The 14,670-nt window shown below is 51.5% G+C and carries 16 protein-coding genes; 11 read left to right on the top strand and 5 right to left on the bottom strand.

The window, feature by feature from the left end:
* Position 1: 1 nt before the first annotated feature.
* From EXG77_RS14160 to EXG77_RS14140, 5 genes are read right to left on the bottom strand one after another with little or no spacing between them, the layout of a single operon-like run.
* A complete protein-coding gene (locus EXG77_RS14160; RefSeq protein ID WP_203229919.1) occupies positions 2-1,219 on the bottom strand; it encodes a dihydrolipoamide acetyltransferase family protein in 1,218 nt (405 codons plus the stop codon).
* 13 nt (positions 1,220-1,232) lie between these two features.
* Positions 1,233-2,231 carry an alpha-ketoacid dehydrogenase subunit beta gene (locus EXG77_RS14155; RefSeq protein WP_035399036.1) on the bottom strand — a complete coding sequence of 333 codons (999 nt, stop codon included), beginning with the start codon at positions 2,229-2,231 and terminating at the stop codon, positions 1,233-1,235.
* 1 nt (position 2,232) lies between these two features.
* Positions 2,233-3,282 carry a pyruvate dehydrogenase (acetyl-transferring) E1 component subunit alpha gene (gene pdhA, locus EXG77_RS14150; protein WP_023466984.1) on the bottom strand — a complete coding sequence of 350 codons (1,050 nt, stop codon included), beginning with the start codon at positions 3,280-3,282 and terminating at the stop codon, positions 2,233-2,235.
* A 13-nt stretch (positions 3,283-3,295) separates the two neighbouring features.
* Positions 3,296-4,438 carry a Glu/Leu/Phe/Val dehydrogenase gene (locus EXG77_RS14145; RefSeq protein ID WP_023466985.1) on the bottom strand — a complete coding sequence of 381 codons (1,143 nt, stop codon included), beginning with the start codon at positions 4,436-4,438 and terminating at the stop codon, positions 3,296-3,298.
* A 37-nt stretch (positions 4,439-4,475) separates the two neighbouring features.
* Complete coding sequence (locus tag EXG77_RS14140; protein WP_023466986.1) at positions 4,476-4,877, bottom strand: thioesterase family protein; 402 nt, start codon at positions 4,875-4,877, stop codon at positions 4,476-4,478.
* Between the two features lie 331 nt (positions 4,878-5,208).
* On the opposite strand from EXG77_RS14140, the gene EXG77_RS14135 reads away from it, so the two are divergent.
* The 11 genes from EXG77_RS14135 (at position 5,209) to EXG77_RS14085 (ending at position 14,646) form a co-directional block, all read left to right on the top strand.
* The gene (locus EXG77_RS14135; RefSeq protein WP_052017212.1) at positions 5,209-6,486 is read left to right on the top strand and encodes a phenylacetate--CoA ligase family protein; all 1,278 of its coding nucleotides are present in this window, start codon (positions 5,209-5,211) and stop codon (positions 6,484-6,486) included.
* Positions 6,487-6,504: 18 nt separating this feature from the next.
* Positions 6,505-7,476: a 1,2-phenylacetyl-CoA epoxidase subunit PaaA gene (paaA, locus tag EXG77_RS14130; protein WP_023466990.1), complete on the top strand. Its 972-nt coding sequence runs from the start codon at positions 6,505-6,507 to the stop codon at positions 7,474-7,476.
* Between the two features lie 14 nt (positions 7,477-7,490).
* Positions 7,491-7,835, top strand: a complete 345-nt coding sequence (gene paaB / locus EXG77_RS14125) for a 1,2-phenylacetyl-CoA epoxidase subunit PaaB (protein WP_023466991.1) — start codon at positions 7,491-7,493, stop codon at positions 7,833-7,835.
* Complete coding sequence (gene paaC, locus EXG77_RS14120; RefSeq protein WP_035399033.1) at positions 7,832-8,617, top strand: 1,2-phenylacetyl-CoA epoxidase subunit PaaC; 786 nt, start codon at positions 7,832-7,834, stop codon at positions 8,615-8,617. The genes paaB and paaC overlap by 4 nt, the downstream gene beginning before the upstream one ends.
* 14 nt (positions 8,618-8,631) lie before the next feature.
* Positions 8,632-9,126: a 1,2-phenylacetyl-CoA epoxidase subunit PaaD gene (gene paaD / locus EXG77_RS14115; protein ID WP_035399031.1), complete on the top strand. Its 495-nt coding sequence runs from the start codon at positions 8,632-8,634 to the stop codon at positions 9,124-9,126.
* A 15-nt stretch (positions 9,127-9,141) separates the two neighbouring features.
* Positions 9,142-9,465, top strand: a complete 324-nt coding sequence (locus tag EXG77_RS14110; RefSeq protein WP_023466996.1) for an EthD family reductase — start codon at positions 9,142-9,144, stop codon at positions 9,463-9,465.
* A complete protein-coding gene (locus EXG77_RS14105) occupies positions 9,443-10,222 on the top strand; it encodes an enoyl-CoA hydratase/isomerase family protein (RefSeq protein ID WP_023466997.1) in 780 nt (259 codons plus the stop codon). Before EXG77_RS14110 ends, EXG77_RS14105 begins: the two co-directional genes overlap by 23 nt.
* A 5-nt stretch (positions 10,223-10,227) precedes the next feature.
* A complete protein-coding gene (locus tag EXG77_RS14100; protein WP_035399029.1) occupies positions 10,228-11,736 on the top strand; it encodes an aldehyde dehydrogenase in 1,509 nt (502 codons plus the stop codon).
* 74 nt (positions 11,737-11,810) lie between these two features.
* Positions 11,811-12,677 (top strand): 3-hydroxyacyl-CoA dehydrogenase, encoded by an 867-nt coding sequence (locus tag EXG77_RS14095; RefSeq protein ID WP_035399028.1) that lies wholly within the window; start codon positions 11,811-11,813, stop codon positions 12,675-12,677.
* Positions 12,674-13,882, top strand: a complete 1,209-nt coding sequence (locus EXG77_RS14090; protein ID WP_035399026.1) for an acetyl-CoA C-acyltransferase — start codon at positions 12,674-12,676, stop codon at positions 13,880-13,882. Before EXG77_RS14095 ends, EXG77_RS14090 begins: the two co-directional genes overlap by 4 nt.
* Positions 13,879-14,646, top strand: a complete 768-nt coding sequence (locus tag EXG77_RS14085) for an enoyl-CoA hydratase-related protein (RefSeq protein ID WP_035399024.1) — start codon at positions 13,879-13,881, stop codon at positions 14,644-14,646. The genes EXG77_RS14090 and EXG77_RS14085 overlap by 4 nt, the downstream gene beginning before the upstream one ends.
* The last annotated feature ends 24 nt before the right edge of the window (positions 14,647-14,670 follow it).

Raw genomic sequence — 14,670 nt, 5'->3', positions numbered from 1 at the left:
GTTAGATCAACTCCAGAAGTAGGGTAGTCGGATGTTCAATCAGTGACACGAATCGGTTCGTAAAGGCAACAGCCGTTGCCCCGTCTGCGACACGATGATCGAACGACATCGACAAATTCATCATCGAGCGAACGACGATTTGATCATTCTCATCGACACAGGCTCGTTTTTTCGTCTTATGGAAGGCAATCAGTGCTGTCTCCGGATAGTTGATGATCGGTGTTGCTCCCGTACTGCCGAGCGGACCCACATTACTCATCGTAAAAGTGCTTGGTTTTAAGTCCGCTGCGCGCAAGGCACCGTTTTGAGCACGTTGTTGCAACGCGACCAATTGTTCATGCAGTTCCGTCAGTGAGAGCTGATCGGCATGACGGATGACCGGAACCATCAACCCGTCCGATGTTTCGGTTGCCATGCCAAAGTGGAAATCCTGCTCTAATCGAATACATGCATTTGTTTCATCGAGTTTGGCATGAAAGACAGGATACTCTTTTAAGGCAACAATCAAGGCTTTGATGAAGAAGGCGTTGACGTTGATGTTTCGTCCAGCTGCTTTCCATTCGGCACGTAGTGCAAGCAAACGCGTCATATCGACTTCTTCGAAGTGAGTGACATGGGGAATCGTGTACAGCGACTGGGTCATTTTTTTCGCGATTTGCTTGCGAATGCCGCGGAACGGAATCGTTTCCGGTGAGGTCTCTTGGTACGTGACCTCTTCAATGATCGGCGCAACTGATTCTTGTGGAGCAGTAGCAGTCTGGACGAAGCGAAGCACATCGTCCTCGGAGACACGACCTGATGGATCGGAAGCCGTGACAGTTTCGATATCAATCCCGTGATCACGAGCGATTTTTCGTGTATAGGGTGTCGCAAGGACCCGTTTTGCTGGAGAAACTTGAACAGGTGGGGCGGTGACAGCAACCAATGCTGGTTCAGGAGCGGGCGACGCTTCCGGTGTTACCGCGACTGGCATGTCGGAAGCGTTACTTGCTTCGATGTGCAATAACGTCGTACCGACTTGCACCGTCTGACCGACCGGGATGATGATTTCCTTGACGATTCCGGAAACGGGAGCCGGTAGTTCGGCGACCATCTTATCGGTCGCAACCTCGACGACTGGTTGATCCGTCGTGACATGGTCTCCGACTTGAACGAGATAATGGGCGATTTCACCTTCTGTCATTCCTTCACCGACATCATGCAATTTAACTTCGATCATGGCATTCAGCTCCTTAAAACTCGACCGTACGCTGAATCGTCGCAAGGACACGTTCTGGCGTCGGAATGTAATGGTCTTCGAGGGCGAACAGCGGGACCGGAACATCAAAACCGGTCACGCGGGCAATCGGTGCCCGTAAATAAAGAAACGCCGTATCATTAATCAAAGTCACGAGATCATTACCGAGACCACCCATTGCTGCGGCTTCATGGACGATGACGGCACGACCCGTCTTTTGAACGGAAGCAGCAATCGTTTCCCGGTCAAATGGATAAAGCGTCCGTAAGTCGAGGACTTCGCAAGAAATCCCGCGTTCCTGTGCAACCGTTGCTGCCTTTTGGGCTACTTGAACCATTGCTCCCCAAGCGATCAATGTCACGTCCGTCCCTTCACTGACGCAGCGCGCTTTTCCGATCTCAACGGTATAGGATTCGCTCGGTACGACTTCCTTGAATGAGCGGTAACTGCGCATCGACTCGAGGAACAAAACAGGATCTGGATCTTCAATCGCAGCAATCAACAACCCTTTTGCATCGTACGGTGTTGCCGGGCAGACAACCTTGAGACCAGGCATCGATGTAAAGAGCGCTTCTGTGCTGTCGGAATGGATTTCCGGTGCCCGGATGCCGGCACCATAAGGCGCACGGATGACCATCGGCACACTGTACCGTCCCATCGTCCGCATCCGGATACGGGAGACGTGCGTCATGATTTGTTCATAGGCAGGGTAGATGAAGCCGAGAAATTGAATCTCGACGATCGGTTTAAAGCCATTGATGGCAAGACCGATCGACGTACCGACGATGCCAGCTTCGCTAAGCGGTGTATCGACGATCCGGTCTTCCCCGAACTCTTCCTGTAAGCCGTCTGTCGCTCGGAAGACACCACCGTTTTTTCCGACGTCTTCTCCAAGAACGAGCGTTGTCTTATCCTCCGACAATTTTGTCCGCAGGGCATCCGTGACAGCTTGAACGAGTGTCATCTCTGTTTGACGATTGATTGGTGTTGCCATCTCATTTCCCCCTTGCTAGCAGATACGCTTCTTTTTGTTGCTGGACATCAACCGGTAAGGTCGCGTACGTATGATCGAACAGATCATTGACATCTGGTGCCTTGAATTGCTCCATCGCAGCTACTGCCGCTTCGACTTCTGTTTGATGCCGTTCCTGCAGCTGTTGCATCCACGTTTCGTCAAAATAGCCTTGGTGTTTTAGGAATTGTTCGAGTCGATCGAGCGGATCGACCCGGTCACGCGAGCGGGCTTGATCCCGGTATTTCGTTGGATCATCTGCTGTCGTATGGGCACCAAACCGCCACGTGACAGCTTCGATCAATGTTGGTCCACCACCAGAGCGGGCACGTTCAACGGCTGCTTGCATCGTAAAATAGACGGCAAAGGCATCATTTCCATCAATCCGAACACTCGGCATCCCGTAGGCAATCGCTTTTTGCGCAATCGTCTCAGAATGCATCTGTTTTTCGATCGGAACAGAGATCGCGAACTGATTATTTTGGTTAAAGAGGATGACTGGTGCTTGGAAGACGCTTGCGAAGTTCATTCCTTCATGGAAATCGCCTTCAGACGTCGCCCCGTCACCAAAGTAGGCGACAGCGACATTCTTCGTACCTTTTCGTTTTTCAGCCCACGCGGCACCGACGGCATGCGGAATTTGCGTTGCAATTGGAACGGCAGGAGGGAAGATGTGTTTCTCAGACGGAACACAACCTTCGACACGACCGTTCCAGTAGAGCAGCGTCCGAACCATGTCAGCGCCAAACGTCAATGTCGCACCATGATCCCGGTACGTCGGAAATAACCAGTCTTGATCGGACAACGCGAGTGCACTACCGACTTGAGCGGCTTCTTGTCCTTCGAACGGTGCATAAGTGCCGAGGCGCCCTTGACGTTGTAGGTTAATCGCTTTCCGGTCGAACGTCCGAATTCGGTGCATCTGTTCATACAGGGTGAGGGCGAGCTCTTTTGTCAGATCGTGTTCTTTTGATGCGTCGATGAGACGACCTTCTTCATCGATGATGCGTTGAATCGGAAAATGTTGCTCCATGTCAGTCCCTCCTTCAGTGGTTACGGATATCCCATTTTGGTTTTGTCGTGTTCGTGAAAATGTTGTTATGCTTCGCTCGGATCTGCATCCGTTTTTCACACATCCGGTTCGCCGCTTCGACCGTTGTGATGTTTTCTGCTTGCGACTCCTTGAAGACTTCGAGCACTGCGTCGTAGATGTGGCGTGTCTTTAAGAGAACCCGTTCATGATTCGCTCCATAGAGTTCGTCTGCTACTTGGATCAGACCACCACCATTGACGATATAGTCTGGGGCATATAAGATGCCGCGATCCATCAAGACGTGAGCAAGTTGTTCTTCCGCGAGTTGGTTGTTCGCCGAACCACAGATGGCTTTGCACGGTAAGAGAGCAATATTTTGGGCGTGAATGACACCACCGTATGCACACGGAACAAAAATATCAGCATCCGTCAGATGGATTTCGTGAGGCGAGACGACGCGAACCGTGCCAGGAGCCATTTCAGCTTGGGTTACGATTGCTGCGAGTGCGGCTTCATTGACGTCAGAGACATAAATCGTCGCCCCTGCGAGCAACAGTTGTTCTGCGACCTTAAAGCCGACTTTTCCGAGTCCTTGGATCGCATAGGTTGCCCGACTTAAGTCGTCTGAACCGAAGAGCGTCTCGATCGTCGCTCGAAGCCCGTAAACGACACCTTCAGCCGTCGGAATCGATGAATCACCACTACCACCAAATGCTTCCGGAATGCCGACGATCCGTGATGTTTCTCGGCTAGCATGGACGAAATCATCCATCGTCGTGCCCATGTCTGTTCCCGTGTAGAACCGACCACCAAGCGAATCGACGAAGCGACCGAAAGCACGGAAAAGCTCCGGTGATTTATCCGTCGCTGGATTACCGATGATGACAGCTTTACCACCACCGAAATCAACGTCAGCGGCAGCGCATTTATACGTCATACCGCGTGACAAACGCAGCACATCGTCGAGTGCTTCATCAACAGAAGCGTAAGGCGCCATTCGACATCCGCCGAGAGCAGGACCGAGCGTCGTATCGTGAATCGCGATGATGGCTTGTAACCCCGAGACAGGATCGTTGCAAAAGACGACTTGTTCGTGACCAGCGATTTTTTCCATGATCGAGAGCGTTGGATTTGTAGATGGATTTAACATGTTCATAGTAGAGTCCTCCTCTATCAAATATAAGTAAGCGCTTTCATTTTGTTGGAACGTTATTTTGTAATTTTTCTTGAATCCGGCTTTTTTCTAAAATGAATTGTGTGACTTCCCCTGTACCGATGATCGTTTGTCCGTCTCGGACTTCGATGCTAGCATCAACGCGACGTGATGTCATCGCAGTTACTGTAGCGGTAACGATCAATCGTGTTCCTTCAGCTGCCATACCAAGATGCTTCAGTGAAACTGCACCCCCGACACCTTCTTCACCAGCTTCTAAGTAAGGCAAAATCAGTTGACGTGCTGCCCATTCCATGTGATAAACCATCGAAACGGTGGAGTATGCAGGATGAACGAGCTGACCTTCAAATCGTGCAAACATATCTTCTGAGACGACCGCTTGAATCTCTGCTGTATCCCCGACAGCTAATCCTAGTTTCATCGTGATCCCCTTTCACAACACCGAATCTTTATTCAATTAAGTGGTCTTACCAAAAATAGTATAACACTTGTCACACGATATTTTATCAACCCGTTACAAAATGAGCAAATCATTTCAGAAATATTTTCCAAAAAAAGACTGTCTATCATGAAATCTCTTGTTCTAAGCCAATTATTTTATTGATAAAGTGCGTTGAAGTGATAAAGTGAGAATCGTTTGGGAGCATTTAACAAAACAAGATTGACAACATTGTGAACGTGTCGTACGTTAAACATATAACTAAAAATAAACGACCGTTTTATTATTGTATACATGATGAGGAGGTGCAGGTATGTACGATCAACATCACGAAACGATGGATGCTCAAACGCGGGAGCAGCTACAGATGGAGCAATTGCGTCAAACGATGGAACACGTCACGCGTGTCCCGTTCTATCAAGAACGCCTCCAGGCCTTACAGATGACAGCGAATGACTTTCAAACGATTGAGGATCTACGAAAGTTTCCCTTCACACGTAAACAAGATTTACGCGATCATTATCCGTTCGGGCTATTTGCCGTCGAACGAGAACAGGTCACCCGAATTCACGCCTCGTCTGGTACGAGTGGTAAACCGACCGTCGTCGGGTATACGCAAGAAGATTTAGACGACTGGGCAGGTGCCGTGGCACGTAGCTTAGTCTTAGCCGGTGGATCATCAGCCGACTTGTTGCACAATGCATACGGCTACGGACTGTTCACAGGTGGACTCGGTCTTCATGCAGGTGCTGAAAAACTAGGTATGACAATCTTGCCGATTTCCGGCGGCAATACGGATCGCCAAATCACATTGATCGAGGATTTCCGACCGGATGGCATCTGTGGGACACCTTCTTATATCTTGCGATTAGCAGAACGCATGATCGAGCGGGGCATCGATCCACGAAAGACAAGCATGCGTTACGGCATCTTCGGAGCTGAACCCTGGTCGGAAGAGATGCGTCAGACACTCGAACAGACCTTTGATCTACAGGCATTCGATATTTATGGACTCAGTGAAATCATGGGACCAGGTGTCGCGATGGAATGTCAGGAGCAGGCAGGTCTGCATATCATGGATGACTTATTCATTACGGAAGTCGTCGATCCCGTTACGGGGGAACCGGTACCAGATGGCATGGTCGGGGAACTCGTTTTTACAAGCTTGAAAAAGAAAGCGCTTCCAATAATTCGTTACCGGACAGGTGACTTAGCATCGATCACGCACGAAGCGTGTGCTTGTGGTCGGACGACGACACGGATGTCACGTGTCAAAGGGCGAACGGACGACATGCTGATTATCCGAGGGGTCAACGTCTTCCCGTCAGAAATCGAGCGGGTCTTACTCCAACAACCGGACGTGACGCCGCATTATCAAATTCATCTCGTGCGTAAAGCAGGACTCGATGCCGTTGAGCTACATATCGAATTCGAAAACATCTCGGAGCGACAAATGCGTTCGATATGTGACGCCATCAAGTCGGAATGCCTCATTTCCATTGATCTCGTCTGTCACCCGCACCAAGGGTTACCACGATCGGAAGGGAAAGCCGTTCGGATCGTTGATCGACGCTCGACATCACTCGTCTGATTCAAAGGAGGAACTAGCATGTATGATGCAACACAACTGTTCGAACCCGTCCAACTGACGGAAGAAGAAAAATTAGCACGCTTCAAGGAACGAATCGAGCAAGGTGAAAAGATCGAAGCCGATGACTGGATGCCTGATTTTTACCGGGACACGCTAATTAAATTGATTTCGATGCATGGTATCAGTGAAATCATGGGTGCGCTTCCGGAAAAAGAATGGGTTCCAAAAGCACCATCACTTCGCCGGAAGCTCGGCATCATGGCGAAGGTCCAGGATGAGATGGGACACGGGCAACTGTTACTTCGTGTCGTCGAGGATTTGATGAAGCCATATGGCAAGACGCGCGGGGATTTGATGGATGATTTGTTCACGGGACGATTGAAGTTCCACAACGTCTTCCACATGCCGACGCGGTCATGGGCCGATGCCGGGATGATCGGTTGGCTCGTCGATGGCGCGGCGATCATCACGCAGACAAACATGCTCGGGGCTTCGTACGGTCCTTACGCACGGGCTTTGCAACGAATCTGTGCGGAAGAGGTCTTCCATGCGCAACACGGAGAGTCGATCATCATGGCACTCGCGGAAGGAACACCGGAACAGCGGGCGATGATTCAGGAATCACTGGATGAGTGGTGGGAATCCTTGTTGATGTTCTTTGGACCAGCCTCGAAAGAGACGACCGGGACATCAAAACAGGACGTGACGATCGCTTATAAGATTCGGACGAAAACGAATGAAGAGCTCCGACAAAACTTCTTTACGAAGTACGTGCCACGGATTCGTTCACTCGGACTCGTCATTCCAGACCCGACGTTACGTTTTGATGAAGAGACAGGGCAATGGGAATATGCGCAGCCAGACTGGACAAAATTCAAGACAATCATCCAAGGGGGAGGACCACGTTCGAAAGAGCGACTGGATCTGCGCCGGACATCTTACGAAAATAACGCCTGGGTACGGGATGCACTCGCTGAAACGAAGGCATGAGAGGGGAAAGCACGATGAACGAGACGTTTTATCATGAATTCGAAGTCTTTAGCAAACGGACGCCGAACGCGGCGTTCACCCATCAATTCAGCTTGCTCGCTCCGAACAAGGAGATGGCACTGTTGATGGCGCAAGAAAACTTCATGCGCCGGGAACCGGTCGTCGACATTTGGGTCGTCAAACGCGAAGATATCCGTGGTTTATCACCCGATGAGAAGCAGATGCTCCAACGCCTCGATAATAAGGACTACCGGACAACGAAAGGATACGGCTACTTGAAGAAAAAATGGCGTCATTACGAGCAACAGATGCTCGATGAAAAAGAGATCATGTCTTGGCAAGGAGGCGATTCCAAATGACGGAACAAGAACGGACGGTACTCGCTTCCTTACTCTATCAACTCGCGGATGATGATTTCCTTTACGCGTATCGTGGTTCGGAATGGCTCGGACTCGCACCGCATATCGAAGAGGACGTCGCTTCCTCGTCGATTGCGCAAGATTCGATGGGACACGCGGCGATGTATTACCAACTCCTCGAAGAACTCGGCGAAGGAAATGCTGATGCATTAGCTCATGTCCGACTGGCGCATGAACGAAAGAATTCGATTCTCGTCGAACGTGTCAACGGACCTGGCTACTACATGGAGAAGCCTGAATATGACTGGGCATTCGCCGTCGTACGGAACTATTGCTACACGGTCGCGAAAAAGATTCGGATTGATGCTTTGAAGTCGAGCAGTTACGAGCCACTCGCTACGGCTGCCGTCAAGATCAACATGGAATTGTACTATCATTTGCTGCACTGGCAAACGTGGTTCACCCAGCTTTATCAATCGACGGAGACGGCGCGGCAGAAGATGGATGCAGCCCTAGAAAAAGTCCTCTATGACTTCGGTGACATGTTCGATTATGGCGAACACGGTCAATTGATCGAAGAGATGCGGTTGATCGAAGGGCAAGGGATTTTACTCGATCGTTGGTATCAGACGATCACACCGTTACTCGTCGAATTGAACGTGACGCTTCCGGAAATGCAGATGACGCGTAACGGGCGGGACGGCGATCACACGGAAGATTTGAATGACGCGCTTGCGACACTCGGAGAAGTCTACTTGATTGATCAGACCGCGACGTGGTGAAAGGAGAGGGAAGCATGACGACGACACTCCAGGATGCAATCCGGGAAGCCCTGAACGGGGTGAAGGATCCGGAAATTGATAGCGTCAGTATTTTAGATCTTGGCATGGTCGAGACGATGGACGCGGAAGCGACGGAGCATGGTTACCTGGTGCGCGTCACGCTTCTCCCGACGTTTCTCGGTTGCCCGGCGCTTGAAATCATTAAAAAAAACACCGAATCTGCCTTGCAGGTGATTCCAAATGTCGAACAGGTCGACGTCCAGTTCCGGTTTGATCCACCGTGGACATCAGACCGGATCACGGAACAAGGCATGCAAGGATTGAAGGAATTCGGTATCGCTCCTCCTCGGTTTGAGCAAGGGAAGTGGGAGATTGACTGTCCGTATTGTGGATCGACGTATGTGACGATGGAAAACTTATTCGGACCGACAGCATGTCGAAGTATTCTCTACTGTAAATCGTGTAAAAATCCATTCGAGGCGATGAAACCCGTCTCTACTCTCATGTGAAGGAAGGTAATCAAGATGGCAAAATTAATCGCACTGTACAAACATCCAGAAAACAAGGAAGCATTCGATCAGCACTACTTTGAGGTCCATGGTCCATTGACAGCAAAAATTCCAGGACTGCAAGAAATGAATGTCACGAAAATCGTCGGTTCACCAATGGGCGGAGACGGAAAGTATTACTTGATGTGCGAGATGGTCTATGAAAGTCAGGAAGCGATGCAAGCAGGTATGCGTTCGCTCGAAGGAAAAGCGTCCGGGAAAGACTTGATGAGCTTTGCGGGGGATCTCGTCACATTGATGATTGGTGAAGATGTCCATGCCGACACAACAGTACGTTAAGACGGAAATGGTCGATCGGATCGGTCGGATTCGACTCGACCGAACGGCACGATACAATGCGCTGAACCGAACGATGGTCCGGGAAATCGTCGAGGCGATGGAGACGTTCGACCGAGACGAACGGGTGACGGTCATCGTCTTGACCGGAAATGGAAAATCGTTCTCAGCGGGCGCCGATATCGAGGAGATGCTCGAGGCGACACCGATCTCGATGGAACTCCTCGATCCGTTCGCGGACTGGGACCGGATCAGCCGAATCAAAAAGCCGATCATCGCAGGTGTCCATGGGTTCGTCCTTGGCGGCGGTTTTGAACTGGCACTCGCTTGTGATTTAATCTACGCAGATCCCGAGACACAGTTTGGATTCCCGGAAGTCGGACTCGGCGTCATGCCAGGAGCAGGCGGGACGCAGCGCTTGACGAAATGCATCGGTCGAACGCGGGCGCTCGAGTGGCTCTTCACCGGCGACCGGATGAAGGCAGAGGAAGCGGAACGACTTGGTATCATCAACCGGGTGACGGCTGATGTCGAAGCGACGGTACTGGCAATGGCAGAGCGGTTATCGAACCAACCGAGTATGGCGTTGCGACTGATCAAGGACGCGGCAAACAAAGCCGTCGATTTATCGTTACAGGATGGGATGGAGCACGAACGCCGTAACTTCTATCTCTTGTTCGCGACAGCCGATCAAACAGAAGGCATGCAAGCATTTCTCGAAAAACGATCACCGATTTTCAATCAACAGGAACAGGAGTGAATACAATGTCGACAGTACATGAAAAAACACTTGAAATGAAACGGTCCGTCTATCATTTGCTCATTAACGGCGAACAGGTCGAGGGCGCAACAGGCGAGACGTTCAAAACATACAATCCGGCGACGGGCGAAGTGATCGCGGAAGTCGCAAAAGCATCAAAAGAAGACGCGGATCGTGCTGTTCAAGCAGCGCGCGATGCGTTTGATCACGGAAAGTGGAAGATGTGGCCGGTCGGGCGTCGGGCACAAATCTTGAATAAAATTGCGAGCATCATGCGTTCCCGCTTCAACGAAATCGTCGAACTGGAGATTCTTGATACAGGGAAATCACTGGCAGCGGCGCAAGGACAAGTCACGCAAGCGATTGAAGACTTTGAATTCTATGCGGGTGCGATCGTCGGTCATCGTGGTGTCGTCAATAACGTACCGGGGCAATTCCATAACTACACGGAAAAAGAAGCGGTCGGTGTCTGTGCACAAATCATTCCGTGGAACTATCCGTTGATGATGGCAGCTTGGAAAGTCGCACCAGCAATCGCAGTCGGTTGCTCGGTCGTCGTCAAACCAGCGACATTGACACCGTTGACAGCGATCATTCTCGGAGAGATTTGTCTAGAGGCTGGCGTACCGGCAGGTGTCGTTAACGTCATCCCGGGATCCGGACGCGAGATCGGCAACCATCTCGTCGAGCATCCTCACGTCGATAAAGTCGCCTTCACGGGCTCAACGCCAGTCGGTAAAGACATCATGGGACGTGCGTCCGAGACGCTAAAACGAGTCACACTCGAACTCGGTGGGAAATCACCGAACATCGTCTTTGAAGATGCGGACGTGACAGCAGCCGTTGATGGTTCGTTGTTCGGCATCTTCTATAACAGCGGTCAATCGTGTGAAGCGCGCTCGCGCCTGTATGTCCACGAAGAGATCTACGAAGCATTCATGGAACAGTTCGTCGCGAAGACAAAACAACTCGTCCTTGGTAATCCATTCGATAAAGGAACACACGTTGGAGCGATCATCGACCAACAACAAGTCGATGTCATCGATGGATACGTCCAGTCAGCGAAAGCGGACGGGGCAACAATCGTCACAGGAGGTCATGCTTCAGCACCAGAAGGATACGAAAAAGGCTTCTGGTACGCACCGACGATTATCACAGACGTCACACATGAGATGAAAGCGGTCAATGAAGAAATCTTCGGACCGGTCGTCGTCGTCATGCCGTTCAAAGATGAAAAAGAAGCGATTCGTCTAGCAAACGATACATCGTTTGGACTCGGCTCAGCTGTTTGGACGAAAGACGGCGCGAAAGCGACACGTGTCGCAAATCAAATCAAAGCCGGCATCGTCATGGTCAACTGTCCGTTCTCTGCCTTCCCGGGTACACCGTTTGGTGGCTATAAACAATCGGGCTTCGGTCGTGAACTCTGTATTGAAACACTTGATCTGTACACGGAAACAAAAAGTATCTTGTCGTATTACGGCAGTCGTCCACTCAATCCGTTCGGACTATAAGCAAGAGGGAAGGCTGGGGTTCCGTCGGGAAGTCCAGCCTTTTTTAACAGCACAGGGGATAAGGGGGAATTTAGATGGTAGAACAAATCGTCGTTGTCGGATCCGGCGTCATGGGACGTGGCATTGCGTACGTTGCCGCACACCGCGGATTTCAGGTGACACTCGTTGATATCAAAGAGGAATACGTCAAAGGAGCACTGCAAGAATTAGAACGAATCGCGGAAAAAGGCATCATCCGTGGCAAGATGACGACAAGTGAGGTCGAGGGACTGTTCGATCGGCTGCATCTGTCGACCGATCTAGCCGAGGCGGCACAACAAGCAAATCTCGTCATTGAAGCAGTACCGGAACAACTCAGCATCAAACAGCAAGTCTTTGAAACGCTAGAAGCACATGCACGTCCGGACTGTTATTTTGCGACGAACACGTCAACGATGAGTCCAACGGAAATTGCCTCCTTTACGAACCGAGCGGACCGGGTCATGGCGATGCATTTCTTCAATCCGGTCCATCTGATGCCACTGATCGAGCTCGTTCGTGGTCTTGAGACGTCGGATGAGACGGTCGCAGCTCTTGAGCAGGTGGCGCGTCAGATGCAGAAGGAAACGGTCGTCATCCGCGAGTTTCCGGGGTTCGTGACTTCGCGGATCAGTGCGCTCGTCGGAAACGAAGCGTTCTACATGTTACAAGAAGGACTCGGGACAGCAGAAGAGATCGATAAAGCAATCAAACTCGGCTTAAACTATCCAATGGGACCCTTCGAACTCGGGGACTTAGTCGGACTCGATACCCGTCTCCATAACTTAAAGTATCTGCATGAGAAGCTCGGCGAAAAATACCGTCCGGCACCACTGCTCGAACAGTATGTCAAAGCCGGACGACTCGGACGTAAAACCGGTCGTGGCGTCTATGACTATACGAATCGCGAGGTGACATCATGAAACGGGTCGCCATCATCGATGCCGTTCGGACACCGATCGGTCGCTATAACGGCGCATTGCGTCAGGTTCGTCCGGATGACTTAGGAGCACGCGTCATCGAAGCGTTGCTTGAGCGTAATCCACAAGTCGATCCGAAGACGATCGAGGAAGTCATTTTCGGCAATGCGAATCAGGCGGGAGAAGACAATCGTAACGTCGCCCGGATGTCGGGACTACTAGCTGGTCTACCGGTCGAAGTCGCCGGTACGACGATCAATCGCTTATGTGGGTCAGGGCTCGACGCTGTCATCGCGGCGGCGCGCGGGATTGCCTTAGGTGAAGGCGATATCTATATCGCTGGTGGGACGGAAAGCATGACGCGTGCACCGTTCGTTCTCGCGAAGCCGGATCAGGCCAACCCACGTGGCAATCAGACGATGTACGATACGACGATTGGTTGGCGCTTCGTCAATGATCGTTTAGCAGATCAATACGGAACGGATTCGATGCCGGAGACAGCCGAGAACGTCGCCCGTCAGTACGGGATCTCACGCGAAGCGCAGGACGACTTTGCGTTCGAAAGCCAGCAACGCGCGAAACGAGCGATCGAGGCAGAGCGCTTCACGGACGAACTGATTACGGTCACACAAACGGACCGGAAAGGCAACGTCAGCGTCTTCGATCGTGATGAACATCCTCGTCCCGAGACGACACGTGAGAAACTGGCGACACTTCGTCCGTTATTCCCAAGTGGTACCGTGACGGCGGGGAATGCATCTGGTGTCAACGACGGTGCGTCGGCACTGTTATTGATGAGTGAAGAAAAAGCAAACGAACTCGGTTTGACGCCGCTCGGGTATTACCGGGCGAGTGCGACGGCAGGGGTCGAACCTGCCATCATGGGGATTGGACCGATCGACGCGACGGAAAAAGTTCTCCGGCGGGCAGGGTTGACGGTCGAACAGCTCGATCAAATCGAGTTGAATGAAGCGTTTGCGGCTCAAAGTCTTGCCTGTATCGAAGCACTTGGTTTACCAAGCGAAAAGGTCAACGTCAACGGCGGTGCGATCGCTTTCGGTCATCCACTCGGTGCGAGTGGGGCGCGGATTTTGACGACATTATTGCATGAGATGCGCCGGACGAACCGGACGTATGGTCTTGCGACGATGTGTGTCGGAGTCGGACAAGGGATCGCACTTGTCGTCGATCGGGAGGGACTCGCATGATTCACTTAGAACGAGAAGGCTATATCGCAATCGTCCGGATTGATCGTCCGGAACGTTTGAACTGTCTCGATTATCCGACGCTTGTCGCTTTGCAAGAACAGGTCGATGCGTTATCAGTCGACTCGGAAGCGCGGGTCGTCCTGTTTACGGGAACGGGGAAAGCATTTAGCGCCGGCGCCGATTTAAAAGAACGCGTGCATTTAAACGAAGAAGAAGTCCGGCGCAATGTCCTTGCGATCCGGAATGTCTTCACTTCGATCGCACAATTGCCGCAACCAACAATCGCAGCCGTCAACGGTCACGCGCTCGGCGGTGGGTTCGAGTGGATCCTTGCCTGTGATTTCCGTTTTCTCGTCGAGGATGCACTCGTCGGCTTGACGGAAACTAGCTTCGGGATCATTCCAGGAGCCGGTGGAACACAACGCTTGCCACGACTGATTGGGGAGACACGGGCAAAGGAACTGATCTTCACGGCGAAAAAAATCGATGCGATGACAGCAGAACGGTACGGACTCGCGACAGCCGTCGTTGCCCGGGAAGCGTTGATGACGACGTGTCTTGAGTTTGCTAATCAGATGTTACAGAACGGACCAATCGCCTTGCGCCAGGCGAAGCGAGCGATTGATCAAGGGCGGGACGTCTCGCTCGAACAAGGACTGCAGCTCGAAACAGAAGCCTATGAAGTCGTCATTCCGACGGCTGATCGTCAGGAAGCGCTACAAGCCTTCGCTGAAAAACGACCACCGCGCTTTGAAGGAAGATGAGGATGGTCGACGTTTGAAATAACC

Origin of the sequence: Exiguobacterium sp. OS-77 (genome assembly GCF_000414195.2) — a bacterium.
In the GTDB taxonomy this organism is placed as follows: domain Bacteria; phylum Bacillota; class Bacilli; order Exiguobacteriales; family Exiguobacteriaceae; genus Exiguobacterium_A; species Exiguobacterium_A indicum.
Note: the sequence above shows the minus strand (reverse complement) of the source record. Positions and strands in the feature narration are given on the sequence as shown.